Origin of the sequence: Streptomyces sp. NPDC046831 (assembly GCF_040645305.1) — a bacterium.
GTDB lineage: Bacteria > Actinomycetota > Actinomycetes > Streptomycetales > Streptomycetaceae > Streptomyces.
Map to the genome: position 1 here is coordinate 99,978 of NZ_JBEYXZ010000022.1, position 15,616 is coordinate 115,593.

At 75.6% G+C, this 15,616-nt stretch carries 13 protein-coding genes; 3 read left to right on the forward strand and 10 right to left on the reverse strand.

Annotated features, from left to right (window positions below; genetic code table 11):
• Window positions 1-68 precede the first annotated feature (68 nt).
• The 7 genes from ABZ920_RS19780 to ABZ920_RS19810 all read right to left on the reverse strand — a co-directional run bounded on the left by ABZ920_RS19780 (window position 69) and on the right by ABZ920_RS19810 (window position 7,898).
• Window positions 69-1,286: a glycosyltransferase gene (locus ABZ920_RS19780; protein WP_361506276.1), complete on the reverse strand. Its 1,218-nt coding sequence runs from the start codon at window positions 1,284-1,286 to the stop codon at window positions 69-71.
• On the reverse strand, window positions 1,283-2,233 hold the full coding sequence (locus ABZ920_RS19785; protein ID WP_361506279.1) for a glycosyltransferase: 951 nt from the start codon (window positions 2,231-2,233) through the stop codon (window positions 1,283-1,285). The genes ABZ920_RS19780 and ABZ920_RS19785 overlap by 4 nt, the downstream gene beginning before the upstream one ends.
• Window positions 2,230-3,216: a glycosyltransferase family 9 protein gene (locus tag ABZ920_RS19790; RefSeq protein WP_361506282.1), complete on the reverse strand. Its 987-nt coding sequence runs from the start codon at window positions 3,214-3,216 to the stop codon at window positions 2,230-2,232. Before ABZ920_RS19790 ends, ABZ920_RS19785 begins: the two co-directional genes overlap by 4 nt.
• Window positions 3,213-3,830 carry an HAD family hydrolase gene (locus ABZ920_RS19795; protein ID WP_361506285.1) on the reverse strand — a complete coding sequence of 206 codons (618 nt, stop codon included), beginning with the start codon at window positions 3,828-3,830 and terminating at the stop codon, window positions 3,213-3,215. The genes ABZ920_RS19790 and ABZ920_RS19795 overlap by 4 nt, the downstream gene beginning before the upstream one ends.
• Complete coding sequence (locus ABZ920_RS19800) at window positions 3,827-4,843, reverse strand: glycosyltransferase (protein WP_361506288.1); 1,017 nt, start codon at window positions 4,841-4,843, stop codon at window positions 3,827-3,829. Before ABZ920_RS19800 ends, ABZ920_RS19795 begins: the two co-directional genes overlap by 4 nt.
• The gene (locus ABZ920_RS19805; RefSeq protein WP_361506291.1) at window positions 4,840-6,474 is read right to left on the reverse strand and encodes a carbamoyltransferase C-terminal domain-containing protein; all 1,635 of its coding nucleotides are present in this window, start codon (window positions 6,472-6,474) and stop codon (window positions 4,840-4,842) included. The genes ABZ920_RS19800 and ABZ920_RS19805 overlap by 4 nt, the downstream gene beginning before the upstream one ends.
• A 461-nt stretch (window positions 6,475-6,935) precedes the next feature.
• Complete coding sequence (locus ABZ920_RS19810) at window positions 6,936-7,898, reverse strand: NAD-dependent epimerase/dehydratase family protein (protein ID WP_361506294.1); 963 nt, start codon at window positions 7,896-7,898, stop codon at window positions 6,936-6,938.
• A 324-nt stretch (window positions 7,899-8,222) separates the two neighbouring features.
• On the opposite strand from ABZ920_RS19810, the gene ABZ920_RS19815 reads away from it, so the two are divergent.
• Together ABZ920_RS19815 and ABZ920_RS19820 are read left to right on the forward strand one after the other, a co-directional pair.
• Window positions 8,223-8,726 carry a lamin tail domain-containing protein gene (locus tag ABZ920_RS19815; RefSeq protein ID WP_361506297.1) on the forward strand — a complete coding sequence of 168 codons (504 nt, stop codon included), beginning with the start codon at window positions 8,223-8,225 and terminating at the stop codon, window positions 8,724-8,726.
• A gap of 372 nt (window positions 8,727-9,098) precedes the next feature.
• Window positions 9,099-9,539: an SRPBCC family protein gene (locus ABZ920_RS19820; protein ID WP_361506300.1), complete on the forward strand. Its 441-nt coding sequence runs from the start codon at window positions 9,099-9,101 to the stop codon at window positions 9,537-9,539.
• Between the two features lie 117 nt (window positions 9,540-9,656).
• Here the strand turns inward: ABZ920_RS19820 and ABZ920_RS19825 are convergent, their stop codons facing one another.
• From ABZ920_RS19825 to ABZ920_RS19835, 3 genes are read right to left on the reverse strand one after another with little or no spacing between them, the layout of a single operon-like run.
• Window positions 9,657-11,960, reverse strand: coding sequence for a molybdopterin cofactor-binding domain-containing protein (locus tag ABZ920_RS19825; protein WP_361506303.1), 2,304 nt, complete (start codon window positions 11,958-11,960; stop codon window positions 9,657-9,659).
• Window position 11,961: 1 nt separating this feature from the next.
• Entirely contained in the window at window positions 11,962-12,534 is a 573-nt protein-coding gene (locus tag ABZ920_RS19830; RefSeq protein ID WP_361506306.1) for a (2Fe-2S)-binding protein, read from the reverse strand.
• Window positions 12,534-13,424: an FAD binding domain-containing protein gene (locus ABZ920_RS19835; RefSeq protein ID WP_361506309.1), complete on the reverse strand. Its 891-nt coding sequence runs from the start codon at window positions 13,422-13,424 to the stop codon at window positions 12,534-12,536. The genes ABZ920_RS19830 and ABZ920_RS19835 overlap by 1 nt, the downstream gene beginning before the upstream one ends.
• A gap of 338 nt (window positions 13,425-13,762) precedes the next feature.
• On the opposite strand from ABZ920_RS19835, the gene ABZ920_RS19840 reads away from it, so the two are divergent.
• Complete coding sequence (locus ABZ920_RS19840; protein WP_361506312.1) at window positions 13,763-15,526, forward strand: PucR family transcriptional regulator ligand-binding domain-containing protein; 1,764 nt, start codon at window positions 13,763-13,765, stop codon at window positions 15,524-15,526.
• The last annotated feature ends 90 nt before the right edge of the window (window positions 15,527-15,616 follow it).

A 15,616-nucleotide genomic window follows, 5' to 3' on the forward strand; every position in this document is an offset into this window, starting at 1 on the left:
ACCGCTGACCATCACGCCGCCCGCGACGGCGGCCCCGGCCGAGCGGGCCGTGCACGTTCCGTGGTCCATCACGCCACCTCCGACGGCAGTCCGGGGCCGGCCACGACCCGCAGGTAGACCGCTTCCACGCCGGCGGCGACGCGCTGCCAGGTGAAGCGGGCGAGGACGCGTTCGCGGCCCGCCGCCCCGTACTGCCGCCGTGTGATGTCGCCGTCGAGCAGGTCGCGGACCGCGGCCGCGATCGCCGCGGGGTCGCCCGCCGGCACGAGGCGGCCGGTGCGCCCGTCCACCACCGTGTCCCGGTGGCCGCCGACGTCGGCGGCGACGACCGGCACGCCGCACGCCATGGCCTCCAGCGGCACGATGCCGAAGGGCTCGTACGCCGGGGTGCACAGCACCAGGTCGGCGCTGCGTATCAGCGCGGGCATCCGGCCCGGGTCGACGGCGCCGAGCAGGCGGACCCGGTCGCCGACGCCCTCCCGCCCGGCGAGTTGCCGCAGCCGCCGCGCCTCGGGCTCGGTGTGCAGCCGGTCAGCCGGCGGGCCGCCGGCGACGAGGAGTTCGGTGTCCGGGATCCGGGCGAGCGCGCGGACGGCCTGGTCGTAGCCCTTGCGCGGGACCAGCCGGCCGCAGGCCAGCAGCCGGTGCCGCTGTTCCCGCGCGGGGGCGCCGCCGGTGTCCGTGCCGGGGCGGAAGTGCGCGGCGTCGACGCCGCAGGGCACCACGGAGACCCGGCCGGGCGGCACGCCCATGCCGGCCAGTTCGCGCACCTCGTCGGTGCATGTCGCCAGGATCCGCTCGCAGGTGAGGCCGAGCCGGCGCTCGACGCCGACGCGTTCGATCGGGCTGGTGTCGGCCCGGCCCTGGTGGCGCCGCTTGACGGTGCCGAGGGCGTGGAAGGTCTGCACGACGGGGATGCCGTGCGGGAGCGCGCCGAGCCGGGCGGCCGTGCCGGACATCCAGAAGTGGGCGTGCACGACGTCGGGCCGTTCCCGGGCCCAGGCGCGTGCCAGGTGGTCGCCGAAGGCGGGCATGTGCGGCAGCAGCGCGTCCTTGGGCAGCGACGCGGGCGGCCCGGCGGGCACGTGCTCGACGACGGCGCCGCCGGGCAGCGGCACCCGGTCGGGCAGCGTGCCGGAGTCGCGCCGGGTGTAGACGACGACGTCGTGTCCGCGCCGCGCCAGCTGCTCGCTGAGGCGGGCGACGTACACGTTCTGGCCGCCGGCGTCGACTCCGCCGAGTGCGGCGAGCGGGCTGGCGTGCTCGGACACCATGGCGATCCTCATCGGGTCACCTCCTTCAGCAGCCGCTCCCAGTCGTCCAGGAAGCGGGGGAGCCCGTAGCGGGCGAGCGCCGCGGCGCGGGCCGCCTGGCCGGCCGCGCGGGCGCGCGCCGGGTCGGCGACGAAGTCCCGCACGGCCCGGGTCAGTACGTCGATCCGGTTGGAGACCGCTCCGGCGTCCGGGGGCACCGCCTCGGTCACCTCGGTGGTGGCGAGGGCGACCACGGGCATGCCGAGGTGCATCGCCTCCAGCAGCGACAGGCCGAGGGACGTCCAGCGGACCGGGTGGACGTAGAGGCGGCGCCGGGCCATCGCGCGGTGCAGGTCCCGCTGGACCAGTTCGCGGCTGCGGCAGCGTCCGGCGGGCAGGCCCAGGTGGGCGGCCAGGCCGTCCGTGCCCATGCCGAAGACGTCCAGGGGGGCCGCCCGCGCGAAGGCGGGCAGCAGGTCGGTGCCGGTCGTACGGCCGCGCCGGACGGGCTCGTTGACGACGACGGCGGCGTGCGGGATCTCCCCGGTCCACAGCGGGCCGGGGTCGACGACGCCGTGTTCGACGACGGTGGTCTCGGCGCTCCCGGCGTCCCACATCAGGCGGTTGAAGTGCGTGACGTGGACCAGCGGGACGCCGGGGAGGTCGGCGGCCGGGTGGCGGGTGTCGGGGACGTTCCCGTGCGGGGCGTTGTGCTCGAGGTACACCATCGGCGGGCGGCGGCCCAGCCACCGCTCCACCAGGGCGTGCTCGTGCGGGCGTTGCAGGACCACCACGTCGATGCCGGCGTCCCGCAGCCGCTCGGGCGGAAGCTCGACGACCGTCCCGGGCCAGTCGAAGGTGCGGGCGCGGCCGAGGCCGTCGGGCCCGCGGTCGGGGGTGACCGGGACGACGTAGGTGTGCGGGCCCTGGACGAACGCCGTCGTCCACGAGCCGTGCACGTGCCAGATGAGGATCCTCACGCCTGCATCACCTTCTCCACGGCGGCGAGCACGTCGTGCGCGGTGACCGACTCCAGGCACGGGTGGCCGGGAACCGGGCACAGCTGGGCGCGGCTGTCCGCGCACGGTGCGTTCTGGTCGCCGAGCAGCACGTACGGGACGCCGTAGGGGCGCCAGCGCTCGGCGGGGACGACCGGGGCGAACAGGGAGACGACCGGCGTGCCGACGGCGGCCGCGAGGTGGGCCGGGCCGGTGTTGCCGGTGACGACCGCGCGGGCGCCGGCCAGCACGCCGGCGAGTTCGGGCGCGGCGGTGCGGCCGCCGAGGTCGCGTGCGTGCTCACCGGCCACCAGGGCGGTGAGCCGGCGTTCGCCCCGCCCGCCGGTCACCACCACCCGGTGCCCGGCGGCCGCGAGTTCGCGCACGGCCTGGGCGCAGCGCTCCCGGCTCCAGGCGCGGGCGGGGACGCTGGCGCCGGGGTGCAGGACGACGTACGGCTCGGGACCGGTCAGGCCGGAGGTGTCCGGCGGGGGCAGCACCCTGAGCCGTCCGTCGTCCCCGCACGGGAAGCCCGCGGCCTCGGCGAGGTGCAGGGCGGCCTCCACCTCGTGGGCGTGCGGGGCGCGCTGGTGGCGCACGTCGAGCAGGGAGCCGGGGTAGTCCGCGCTGTCCGCGGCGATGTGCCGGACGCCGGCCAGGCGCAGCAGCAGCGCGGTCGGCAGCGGGGACTGGTGGAAGGAGGTCAGCACCAGGGCGGTGTCGGCGTGCAGGGAGCCGAGCAGTTCCTCGATCTCCTCGCGGTCGACGGGCGGCGGCTCGAACCCGGCCCACGGGGCGTCCCAGACGACGATCTCGTCGACGCCGGGCAGCAGGCGTGCGGCGGGCTCGCCCCGCGGCCCGCACAGCAGGGCGACCCGGTCGGCGCGGGCGGCGACGGCGCGGATCGCCGGCCCGGCGAGCAGGACGTCGCCGAAGCTGTCGAGGCGGGTGACGAGGGCCTTCATCGCGTCCTCCGGCCGGCGTCGTCGTGGGCCCGCCCGCCGGTGGTGGCGCGGGCGGCGCCGACGGGCCCGCCGCCGGCCGGGGCGCTTCCCCGGGGCGGGCCGGCCAGCACCGCGCGGACGGCGGCCGGCAGGTCGGGGGCGACGTGCCCGGCGGCGTCGACCTCCTCGGGCCGCGTCGCGGGCGTCGGCACGAGGATCCCGTGCGCGCCGGCCCGGCGGGCGGCCTCCATGTCGGCGCCGATGTCGCCGATGACGACGACGGTGCCGGGGGCGGCGCCGAGGCGGCCGGCCGCCCACAGGACCATGCCGGGCCGCGGCTTGCGGCAGGGGCAGCCGTCGGCGGGGCCGTGCGGGCACACCGCCCACGCGTCGAACGGGCCGAGCAGGGCGTCGACGCGCGCGTTGACGCGGAGCACGTCGCCGGTGCTCAGCAGCCCCCGCCCGACGCCCGACTGGTTGGTGACGACGCCGGTGGCGATGCCCTCGGCGCGCAGCAGCCGGAGCGCCTCGCGGGCGCCGGCGACGGGGCGGACGCGCTCGGGGTCGCCGTTGTAGGGGACGTCCTCGACGAGGGTGCCGTCCCGGTCGAACAGCACGGCCCTGACGGTGTTCACGGCGCCACCTCCCGCCAGGCGGGGGCGCCGCGGTGGCGCCACAGTCCGCTCAGCCGGTGCCAGGTGGCGGCGGGCGGGATGAGCACGCTGGTGACGATCATGGTCGTCACCTCGTCCCGGGTGCGGGGTCCGGGGGCGATGCGCGCCCAGGCGAACTCGGCCGTGCCGGCGGCCCAGCCGAGTGCGGCGAGGGAGGCGGCCCGGGGCCGCCCGGCCGCGGCGAGCGCGCAGGCGGCCACGCCGGCGGCGGTGAGGGCGAGGTGGGAGCGGATGCGGCCGCGCGGGGCGACCGCCTTGTGCCACCAGTCGGGGCCGTGCAGGCGCAGCATGAGGGCGTCGTCGGCGTTCCCGCGCTGCGCGCGCAGCGACGCCCAGCGGTCGGCGGGGCGCACGGGGTGGCGGGTGGTGCGGCGGCCCCGCCGGATGCGCCAGCCGGCGTCGAGGACGCGCAGCGCGAGGTCGGCGTCCTCGCGGAAGGCGCGCCGGAAGCGTTCGTCGAAGCCGCCGACCTGCTTGAGGGCCTCGGTGCGGTAGGCCATGTCGGCGGTGATCCAGCGGGCCCGCGCGAGGGCGGCGGTGTTGCGTTCGAAGTCGGTGGGGCGGCGTCCGCCGGGCAGCGGCACGGTGATGACGCCCTGCACGGCCCCGGTGTCGGGGCCCGCCCCGGCGAGGTCGCGCACGAGCTGGTCGCACCAGTGCGGCCCGACCTGGACGTCGTCGTCGAGGAAGGCCGCCCAGGGCGCGGCAACCGCGCGCAGGCCGGTGTTGCGGGCGGCGGCGGGTCCGCGGCCGCCGCTGGTGAGCACGGTGGTGCGGGCGCGCAGGTCGCCCAGGACGCTCAGCGCGTGGTCGAGCGCGCCCGGCTCGGGGTCGGGCCGGTCGTCGACGAGGACGATCTCGTCCGGCCGGGGCCCGCGGGCGGCGGCGAGCGCGGCCAGGCAGTCGGCCAGCGTGTCCCGCGCGAGTGTGGGGATCACGACGGCGTAGCGGGGCCCGGCAGTGGGGTGGCTCATGCGTACGCCCTCCCCCGGCGCACCGCGTAGGGGCCGATCGCCAGCAGGTCGACGGGCGCGGAGCCGAAGCACTCCAGTGCGTCGCGCGGGTCGTCGACCATGGGCCGGCCGGCGGTGTTGAGGCTGGTGTTGACCACGACGGGCAGCCCGGTGCGTGCCTCGAAGGCGCGCAGCATGCGGGCGACCAGCGGCTCCCGGCGCTCCTCGACGGTCTGGACGCGGGCGGTGCCGTCGACGTGCACCACGGCCGGGATCCGGTCGCGCCAGTCACGGCGGACGTCGTGGACGAAGAGCATGTACGGGCTCGGCAGCGGCCCCTCGAACAGCTCGTGGGCGCGCTCGGCGAGGACCATCGGCGCGACCGGCCGGAACTCCTCGCGGCCCTTGACCCGGTTCAGCCGCTCCAGATTGCCGGCCCGGCCGGGGTGCGCGAGCAGGGAGCGGTGGCCGAGGGCGCGCGGGCCGTACTCGCTGCGGCCCTGGAACCAGGCGACGACGCCGTCGCGGGCGAGTTCCTCGGCGGCGGTCTCGGCGATGTCGCCGGGCCGCTCGAAGGGCACGCCGGCCTCCTCCAGCCACCGGCGCAGTTCCCCGTCGCTCCAGCCGCGTCCGAGGTCGGCGCCGGGCACCGGTTCGGCGCGGCCCGCGCGCGCGGCCAGGTACAGGGCGCCGCCGAGCGCGGTCCCGGCGTCGCCGGCGGCGGGCTGCACCCACACGTGCCGGTACGGGCCCCGAGCGGCGATCCTGGAGTTGGCGACGCAGTTGAGGGCGACGCCGCCGGCCATGGTGAGGGCCTCGCCGCCGGCCTCGCGGTGCAGCCAGTGGGCGAGGTCGAGCAGGACCTCCTCCAGGACGGCCTGGCCGCTGGCGGCGAGGTCGGCGTGGTCCTGGGCCAACGCCTCGCCGTCGGCGCGGGGCGGGGCGAGTTCGGCCCAGTCGACGCCGTGGGCGCGGAAGCCGCCGTCGCCGGTGGCGTGGACGTGCTGGCGCAGCTGCGGCAGGAAGCGCGGCTTGCCGTAGGAGGCGAGCGCCATGACCTTGTACTCGTCGCTGCTGCGCAGGAATCCGAGGTGGGCCGTCAGCTCCTCGTAGAGCAGGCCGAGGGAGTGGGGCAGCGCCTGCGTGGCGAGCGTGTCGAGCCTGCCGTCGCCGAAGCGGCCGGCGAGGTGGGAGGCGCACTCGCCGCGGCCGTCGAGGACGAGGACGGCGCTGTCGGGGTGCGGGGAGGCGGGCCCGGCGGAACAGGCGTGCGCCACGTGGTGCGGGACGAAGACGACCTTGGCCGGGTCCAGCCCGGGCAGCGCCTCGGCGAGGAACTCCGGCGCGCGACGTGCGTACTCCAGGCGCAGCGGGTCCCAGGGGTCCCGGAGCCCCATGTCGGCGGCGGGCCGGGCGAGGGCGGGGTCGAAGGAGTACGTTACGGCGTCCAGGTCCTCCGCGCGGATGCCCGCGTGCTCCAGGCACCAGCGGGCGGAGAGTCCGGGCAGCTCCCATGCGGAGAAGGGCACCGGGCGCTTGCCGTGCTTGCGCCTGCTGAACCGCTCCTCCTCGGCGGCCGCGACGGTCCTGCCGTCGACCACGAACGCGGCGGCCGGATCGTGGAACAGGGCGTTGATACCAAGGATGCGCATGGGGCGCTCCGTCCCGTTCGGCTGAGAGGCCATGGGGCCTATGGGCACTGAGTGCCGCAATGCGGCTGTCTCAAACACATGTAGGCAACTGTCCGCTTAAGCACGAGAATGTCACTGTTTGCCCGAGTAGCCGCACGCGCTGCCACCGCAGCAGGTCAGTACGGTTCGGGTCGGTGCGGTCGACCGGCCCTGCGGGGCGCGGAGCGCCGCCCGGGACCGCCGGGGACGGGCGGTTCGGGGCGCGGGGTGCCAGGTGGCCGGCCGGCCGGTCGAGGCGGCCCGCCCGGCTGTCGCGGGTGGCCGCGGTGGCCGTCGCGGGGGCCGCGGCGGGCGTCTGCGGCGGACGGCCGTCGGCTCGGGGCGGCCACCGGGCGACGGGCGGTACGGCGCCGCCGGGCGGCGGCCGGGCGACCGGGCCAGGTGGCGAGCAGCACAGGCGGCGACCGCGCGGAGGGAACAGGTCAGGCGGCGATCGCGCGGGCGAACCAGCCGATGGTGCGTTCGAGCCCCTCGGTCCACGGCACGCGCGGCCGCCAGCCGAGGCGCTCGCGGGCCAGCCGGGTGTCGGGCCGGCGCCGGCCGGGGTCGTCGACGGGACGGTCGACGAACCGGATGCGCGAGGCGGACCCGGTGAGCTCCACGATCCGGCGGGCCAGGTCCAGGACGGTGATCTCGTCGGCGCCACCGATGTTCACGGGTCCGCTCTCCCTGGAGGCGGCGAGAGCGAGGACGCCGGCGACCGTGTCGTCGACGTAGCACAGGGACCGGGTCTGGGTGCCGTCCCCGGCGACGGTGAGGGGCATGCCGTCCAGGGCCTGCGCGATGAAGGTCGGCACGGCCCGGCCGTCTCCGGCGCGCATCCGCGGCCCGTAGGTGTTGAAGATGCGCACAATCGCGGCGTCGGTGCCGTGGACCGCGCGGTGCGCGGTGACCAGGGCCTCGGCGAAGCGCTTGGACTCGTCGTAGACGCTGCGCGGGCCGATCGGGTTGACGTTGCCCCAGTAGTCCTCGCGCTGCGGGTGTTCCAGCGGGTCGCCGTAGACCTCGGAGGTGGAGGCGAGGACGAAGCGGGCGCCGTCGGCACGAGCGCGCTCCAGGGCGTTGCGGGTGCCCGCGCTTCCGGCGTCGAGGGTCTGCAGCGGCAGCCGCAGGTAGTCGGCGGGCGAGGCCGGGCAGGCGAAGTGCAGGACGAGGTCGAAGCGGCCCGGCAGTCCGCGCACGGCCTCGGCGTCGGTGACGTCGGCCCGTACGAAGCGGAGACCGTGCCGCTGCTCCAGTTCGGCGACGTTGGCCCGGGAGCCGGTGGACAGGTCGTCCAGGCACACGACCGCGCCGCCGGTGTCCAGCAGTCGCGCGCACAGATGGGATCCCACGAAGCCGGCTCCGCCGGTGACCAGCGCCCGGCGCCAGGTGCGTCCGCTCACGGGGGTCTCCTCCCTCTCGCCCACACTCCTGTGCCGACTTGAGTAACCCTGAGGAGGATTCACACACTTCGTCCGGTTTGCTCACCTCGACATCCGGCATCCCGGCATCGGCCACCATGCACCGCGTGGGGATGCGGACGGCGGGTGAGCGCGCGGGCCCGCCCATGCCCCCGCAGGCAGCAGGGCGGGGACGCCTCAGCAGCGACGGGCAGCACTCTCACCCCCCTTCCCCCTTTTCACGTTTTCTCCATCTCTCCGCCACAGGAAGCCCACTTGTCAGATAGTCTCTTGACGTTTCAATCGCATCACTGAGGGGGGAACCTCATGCGGATACGCTCCGCCCTGGCCGTCGCGGCCACCACGGCCGTCGCCGCCGGTACGCTCGCCGCCGTCGCCGTCCCGGCGCAGGCCGCCGAGTACTCGTCCGCGCTGAAGGTCAAGGGCGTCCAGTACGACGCTCCCGGACGGGACTCCAACAGCTGCAGCAGCGGCAACACCAAGAGCGAGTACCTGACGATCAAGAACTACTCGCGCAGCACGACCGTCAACCTCAAGGGTTACGTCGTCAAGGACGCCGCCGGCAACCGCTTCGTCTTCAAGACCAACCACTACCTCCAGCCCGGCGACTACGTGAAGCTGCGCGGCGGACGCGGCACGGACTCCGACGCCGGCAACGTCGTCTACCGTCAGAACTGCAACTTCCTCTGGAACAACGACCGGGACACCATCTACCTGTACAAGCCCTCCGGCAGCCGGGCGGACGTCCACGCGTACACGAAGTCCGCCAACGACCGCGACGGCAACGGGTACATCACCTACCACGGCTGACCGCCCGCCAGACCGTCGGCGGCGCACGGAAAAACCCCGCCCCCCGGAGGTCCGGGGGGCGGGGTTCTCGTCGAGCGCCGGGCAGGCCTTGCACCTGCATCTCCCCGCAGGAAGCGGGGCGTCTTTCCTTGGACCACCAACGCACCGGCCACCACCGGGCTTCCGGCGGTGTGCTCAAGATCCACGTTAGCGCACCCGCCGCCGCGGCGCACCTCACGGCTGCCGCCCGGAACGCGGAACCACCCGCCCGGGCACTCCGTCCGCCGGGTACGGCCCGCTGACGCACCGCCGGACGAGGGACCGTGGGCCGAGCGGGCGGTGGCCCGGTGCCGAACGGTCCGTCGCGCCGGCCTGCTTCCCTACGATCACCGTGTGGCCGACTTCCTGATCGAACGCACCCCGCCCCTGCCTGTCGACGAGGCGTGGCGTCGCCTGACCCGGTGGCCCCGCCACGGCGACGTGATGCCGCTGACCCGCGTCACCGTGGTCACCCCCGCGCCGACCGGTGAGGGCACGCGCTTCGTGGCCCGCTCGGCCGTCGGCCCGCTCGGTTTCGACGACCCGATGGAGGTCACGGTCTGGCGCCCGCCGGCGGACGGCGTGCCGGGCCGGTGCCGGCTGGAGAAGCGGGGGCGCGCGGTCCTGGGCTGGGCCGAGATCGAGGTGCGCCCCGCACCGGGCGGCCGCGCCCGTGTGGTGTGGCGGGAGACCTTGCGGGTGCGCTTCCTCCCGGCCGTCTTCGACCCGCTCGTCGAATGGACGGCCCGCTTGCTGTTCGGACGGGCCGTGAACCGGCTGCTGGGGCGGCCCTAGGGGTGTTGTCCCGGGATGTTGGTGACACGCGTGCTGGGTGCTTGAACAGGGGTCCGAGCCGCCCGGGCAGGACGGGAGGACGACGAGCCGGCGGGACGGCGGCACGGGCCGGGCGGCCTACGCGGTGCCCGTCAGGTGCTCGGGGCGGACCGGCGTGCGGTTGAGCTCCAGCCCCGTGGCGTCCCGGATCGCCGCGAGGACGGCCGGGGTGGACGACAGGGTGGGCGCCTCACCGACGCCGCGCAGCCCGTACGGGGCGTGCTCGTCGGCGAGTTCGAGCAGGTCGACGGGCATGGTCGGGGTGTCGAGGATGGTGGGGATGAGGTAGTCCGTGAAGGAGGGGTTGCGCACCTTCGCGGTCCTCGGGTCGACGACGATCTCCTCCATGACCGCGATGCCCAGGCCCTGGGTGGCGCCGCCCTGGATCTGGCCGACGACGGACAGCGGGTTGAGCGCCCTGCCCACGTCCTGGGCGCAGGCCAGCTCGACCACCTTGACCAGGCCGAGTTCGGTGTCGACCTCGACCACGGCGCGGTGCGCGGCGAAGGAGTACTGCACGTGCCCGTTGCCCTGGCCGGTGCGCGGGTCGAAGGGCTCGGTCGGCCGGTGCCGCCACTCCGCCTCGACCTCGACGGCCTCGTCCGCCAGGACGTCCGCCAGGTCGGCGAGGACCTCGCCGGCGTCGGTGACGACCTTGCCGCCCTCCAGCAGCAGTCCGGCGGTCGCCCAGGCGGGGTGGTGGGAGCCGAACCTGCGGCGGCCGAGGTCCAGGACCTGCTCACGGACGAGTTCGCAGGCGTGCTTGACGGCGCCGCCGGTGACGTACGTCTGCCGGGAGGCCGACGTCGAACCGGCGCTGCCCACCCGGGTGTCCGCCGGGTGGATGGTCACCTCGTTCTTGATGCCGACGGCGTAGCCGACGCCCCGTACGACGCCTTCGCCGTGCGTGGTGTTGGACAGACCGCCCGGCAGCTGCCGCACGTCAACGCCCTCGCTGCTCTCCCACTGGCGCTCCGGCGGCAGGGGCAACGCCTTGACGCGGCGCAGGAGTTCGGCGACGGGGGCCGGGGAGTCGACCTGCTGCCCCGTCGGCATGACCGTGCCCTGGGACATCGCGTTCAGCTGCCGGAAGGCGACCGGGTCCATGCCCAGTCGCGCGGCGAGCTTGTCCATCTGGGCCTCGTAGGCGAAGCAGGCCTGGACCGCGCCGAAGCCGCGCATGGCGCCGCAGGGCGGGTTGTTGGTGTACAGGGCGACGGCCTCGATGTCGACGTCGTCCACCGCGTACGGGCCGACGCCGAGCGAGGAGGCGTTGCCGACGACGGCCGGGGAGGAGGAGGCGTAGGCGCCGCCGTCGAGGACGATGCGGCACCTGACGTGGGTGAGCCTGCCGTCCTTCGTCGCGCCGTGCTCGTAGCGCAGGGTGGCCGGGTGGCGGTGGACGTGGCCGAAGAAGGACTCGAAGCGGTTGTAGACGATCTTGACTGGTTTTCCGGTGCGCAGCGCCAGCAGGCAGGCGTGGATCTGCATCGACAGGTCCTCGCGGCCGCCGAAGGCGCCGCCGACGCCGGCCAGCGTCATGCGCACCTTGTCCTCGGGCAGGCCGAGCACGGGCGCGATCTGGCGCAGGTCGGAGTGGAGCCACTGGGTGGCGATGTAGAGGTGGACCCCGCCGTCCTCCTCCGGCACCGCCAGTCCGGACTCGGGGCCGAGGAAGGCCTGGTCCTGCATGCCGAAGTGGTACTCGCCCGTGACGATGACGTCGGCCCTGCGCGCGGCCGCGGCGACGTCGCCGCGCACGATCGGCTGGCGGTGGACGATGTTGGGGTGCGGGACGCGGCCGGCGGCGGGGCCCTCCCCCGGGCCGGAGCCCGCCTCGGGCGCCTGGGGCAGGTCGGTGCGGTGCTCGTGGACGAGGACGGCGTCGGGGGCGGTCGCGGAGGCCTCGTCGGTGACGACGGGCAGCTCCCGGTACTCCACCCTGATCCTGGCGGCGGCGCGGCGCGCGGTCTCCGGGTGGTCGGCGGCGACGATCGCCACCGGTTCGCCGTGGTGGCGCACCTTGCGGTGCGCGAGGACGGGGGTGTCCTGGATCTCCAGTCCGTAGGTCCGCACGTCGGTCGGCAGGTCGTCGTAGGTCATGACCGCGTGGACGCCCGGCGTGGCGAGGGCCTCGCCCGTGTCGATGGAGAGGATCTCGGCGTGCGCGACCGGGGAGCGCAGGATCTGGCCCCAGAGCATGTCCTCGTGCCACATGTCGGAGGAGTACGCGAACTCGCCGGTGACCTTGAGGATGCCGTCGGGGCGCAGCGTGGACTCGCCGATGCCGCCGCTGGCCGGCGCGCCCTGGGTGATCCTGGTGGGAACGCCGGTGGGGGCGGCGTCGCGCACGCGCGGGGTGGAGTGCTCGGGCTGCGGCATGTCAGGCCCTCTCGGACTGGCGGGCGGCCGCGAGGCGGACCGCGTCCATGATCTTCTCGTAGCCGGTGCAGCGGCACAGGTTGCCCGACAGCGCCTCGCGGATGTCCGCGTCGGTCGGGTCGGGGTTGCGCTCCAGCATCTCGTCGGCGGCGACCAGCAGGCCGGGGGTGCAGAACCCGCACTGGACGGCGCCGGCGTCGACGAACGCCTGCTGGACCGGGGAGAGCCGGCCGTCCTCGCCGGTCCGGGAGCCGGTGCCCTCCGCCCGCCACTGCCGGGCCCGGTCCACGGGGGTGCCGCCGGTGCCGGTGCCGCGGGCGCGTTCCTCGGCGAAGTCCGCGAGGCCCTCCACGGTCAGCACCTCGCGGCCCTCGACCTGGCCGGCGGCGACCAGGCAGGAACAGACCGGCACGCCGTCCAGGCGCACGGTGCAGGAGCCGCACTCGCCCTGCTCGCAGGCGTTCTTGGAGCCGGGCAGGCCGAGGCGCTCGCGCAGGACGTACAGCAGGGACTCGCCCTCCCAGACGTCGTCGGCCTGCTGCGGGCGTCCGTTGACGGTGAAGTTCACGCGCATCAGGCGGCTCCCTCGACGGTGCGGCGGCCGCCGCGGTACGCCTCCCAGGTCCAGGTCAGCGTCCGCCGGGCCAGCACGCCGACGGCGTGGCGCCGGTAGCCCGCGGTGCCCCGGACGTCGTCGATCGGGTTGCAGGCGGCGGCGCACAGCTCGGCGAACCGCCGGGCCACCGACGGGGTGACGGCCTTGCCGTTGTCCCAGAACCCGCCCTCCTCCAGGGCCGCGCCGAGGAACTTTTCGGCGGCCGTGGCGCGGACGGGGGTGGGGGCGGCCGAGCCGATCCCGGTGCGAACCGTGCGGGTCGCGGGGTGCAGGGCGAGGCCGAAGGCGCACACCGCGATGACCATGGCGTTGCGGGTGCCGACCTTGGCGTACTGCTGCGGCCCGTCGGCCTTCCTGATGTGCACGGCGCGGATCAGCTCGTCGGGCCGGAGCGCGTTGCGTTTGACGCCGGTGTAGAAGTCGTCGATGGGGATGCGGCGGGAGCCGCGCACCGACTCGGCCTCGACCTCGGCGCCGGCGGCCAGCAGCGCCGGGTGGGCGTCGCCGGCGGGTGAGGCGGTGCCGAGGTTGCCGCCGACGCCGCCGCGGTTGCGGATCTGCGGGGAGGCGACGGTGTGCGAGGCGAGCGCGAGACCCGGCAGCTCGGCCCTCAGGTTCTCCATGATCCGCGTGTACGGGACGGAGGCGCCGAGGCGCACGCCGTCCTCGCCGGCCTCCCACTCGTACAGGTCGCGGACGCGGTTGAGGTCGAGGAGGTACTCGGGACGGCGGTGGTCGAAGTTGATCTCCACCATCACGTCGGTGCCACCAGCGATCGGCACTGCGGTGGGGTGCGCGGCCTTCGCGGCGAGCGCCTCCTCCCAGCTGGCGGGGCGAAGGAAGTCCATGGCCGGCTCTCTTCTTCGTCTCGTGAGTCGTACAGACCGAGCCAATCCGTGTGCGGCGGTGCGGGCTCCTGGAGTGCTGTAGACGGGGAGCGGGCCCAGTACACCGCCGCTGCTCCGAACGGGTCAGTCACGGAAACCATGAAGGAGTTCGCTGGCCAGTGAGGTCATCTTGTAGATTCGTATGAACAACGGCCTCGGGTGCCCTCTTCGTTTTTCCTCCGGAAGCGAGGAAGGCGGGGACACGGGGCCCGTCCCGGGCGGAGCCCGCCGGCCCCTCGGCCGGTCCCACGTCCGGAGCGATCATCGTAGTTTTCGAGACAAGAACGGCGGCGACGAGAATGCGGCTGCGCGCACTGCTGGACACCGACGCGCTGGGCCTCAAGCTGCTCGGCGGTGCGGACGAGCTGGACCGCACCGTGCGGGGCGTCATGACGACCGACCTCAGGGACCCCAGCCGCTACCTCTCCGGCGGTGAGGTGGTCCTGACCGGGCTCGCCTGGCGCCGGGACGCCGCCGACTCCGAGGCGTTCGTCCGGATCCTGGTGCAGGCCGGCGTCGCCGCGCTGGCGGCCGGCGAGGCCGAGCTCGGCGACGTGCCGGAGGACCTGGTCAGGGCCTGTGCCGAACACCGGCTGCCGCTGTTCGCGGTGCACGAGTCGGTGGCTTTCGCGACGATCACCGAGCACGTGGTGCGCCAGGTGTCCGGCGAGCGCGCCGGCGACCTGGCCGCGGTGGTCGACCGGCACCGCCGCATGATGACCTCGGGCCCGGCGGGCGGCGGCCCCGAGGTCGTCCTGGACCTGCTCGGCTCCGACCTGGACCTGCGGGCCTGGGTGCTCTCCCCCACCGGCCGGCTCGTCGCGGGCCCCGGGCTCGAGGGTCCGCCGCTGCCCGCCGAGGTCGCCGCCCGCCTCGCCGCGGAGCACCTGGCCGCCGCCCGCGCCGGCCGGCGGGCGCCGTACCGCGTGACGACCGGCCCGGCGCCGTCACCTACGTACTCCCTCTTCCCCGTCCGCGGCTCGGCGCCGCGCCCGGCGGCGGCCGGCCAGGCCCGCTCCCCGCAGGAGCCGCGGGACGTGCGGGAGACGGTGCTGTCGGAGTGGCTGCTGGCCGTCGAGGCGGACGCGGGCGACTGGCCGGCCGAGCGACTGGACCTGCTCCACGGCGTCACCCAGCTGATCGCCGTGGAACGGGACCGGCGGGACGCCGCCCGCATCGTCCGGCGGCGGCTCGCGCAGGAGGTGCTGGAACTGGTGCAGACGGGCGCGGCGCCCGCCGAGGTCGCCGCCCGCCTGCGGGTCGCCGCGCCGGTGCTGCTGCCCGGACTGGGGGCGGCGCCGCACTGGCAGGTGGTCGTCGCCCGCGTGGAGTGGGACGAGGCGGCGGACGGGGCGGCGGGCTCCCCGGCCGAGGGCCGCGACATCGACGGCGCGGTCGCCCAGTCGCTGCTCGAGGAGATCCTGGTCGATCCGCCCGCGAACCGGGGCGACGCCCGGCCGGCGGGCTTCGAGACCTCGGACCGCATCGCCGTCGCCCATGCCGGCGGTGAGGCCGTCGCCCTCGTCCCGCTGCCCGCGGTCTCGACGGAGCACGACGGCCCGGAGACCGGGATCGCCGCCGACGCCCTCCTGGAGTCCGTCCGCGAGCCGCTGTCGGCCGGGCTCGACGGCGACGGGCGGGTGACCCTCGGCGTCAGCGCGGCCGTGCACTCCGCCGAGGGGCTGCGCGGGGCGCTGGAGGAGGCACGGCACGCGCGCCGGGTGGCCGCCGCGCGGCCGGGCCGGGTGTGCGCGGCGGGCCACCAGGAACTGGCCTCGCACGTGCTGCTGCTGCCGTTCGTCCCGGACGACGTGCGCCGGGCCTTCACCGCCCGGCTGCTGGACCCGCTGCGCGACTACGACCGGCGGCACCGGGCCGAGCTGATCCCGACGCTGGAGGCGTTCCTCGACTCCGACGGTTCCTGGACCCGGTGCGCCACACGGCTCCATCTGCACGTCAACACGCTGCGGTACCGCGTGGGCCGCATCGAGCAGCTGACGGGGCGTGACCTGTCGCGGCTGGAGGACAAGCTCGACTTCTTCCTGGCCCTGCGCATGAGCTGAGGCCACGGGCGGCGCGACGGCGGGCGGCGTACGGGTGGCCGCCGGGGCCCTGCCTGCCTGGTCCGCCTGCGCCGAGCGGGCTAACCGGCC

Coding starts and splice junctions, on each gene's coding strand:
- ABZ920_RS19800 (WP_361506288.1), bottom strand. CDS start 4,843: ATGAGCCACCCCACTGCCGGGCCCCGCTACGCCGTCGTGATCCCCACA.
- ABZ920_RS19780 (WP_361506276.1), bottom strand. CDS start 1,286: ATGAGGATCGCCATGGTGTCCGAGCACGCCAGCCCGCTCGCCGCACTC.
- ABZ920_RS19790 (WP_361506282.1), bottom strand. CDS start 3,216: ATGAAGGCCCTCGTCACCCGCCTCGACAGCTTCGGCGACGTCCTGCTC.
- ABZ920_RS19815 (WP_361506297.1), top strand. CDS start 8,223: ATGCGGATACGCTCCGCCCTGGCCGTCGCGGCCACCACGGCCGTCGCC.
- ABZ920_RS19840 (WP_361506312.1), top strand. CDS start 13,763: ATGCGGCTGCGCGCACTGCTGGACACCGACGCGCTGGGCCTCAAGCTG.
- ABZ920_RS19825 (WP_361506303.1), bottom strand. CDS start 11,960: ATGCCGCAGCCCGAGCACTCCACCCCGCGCGTGCGCGACGCCGCCCCC.
- ABZ920_RS19835 (WP_361506309.1), bottom strand. CDS start 13,424: ATGGACTTCCTTCGCCCCGCCAGCTGGGAGGAGGCGCTCGCCGCGAAG.
- ABZ920_RS19830 (WP_361506306.1), bottom strand. CDS start 12,534: ATGCGCGTGAACTTCACCGTCAACGGACGCCCGCAGCAGGCCGACGAC.
- ABZ920_RS19805 (WP_361506291.1), bottom strand. CDS start 6,474: ATGCGCATCCTTGGTATCAACGCCCTGTTCCACGATCCGGCCGCCGCG.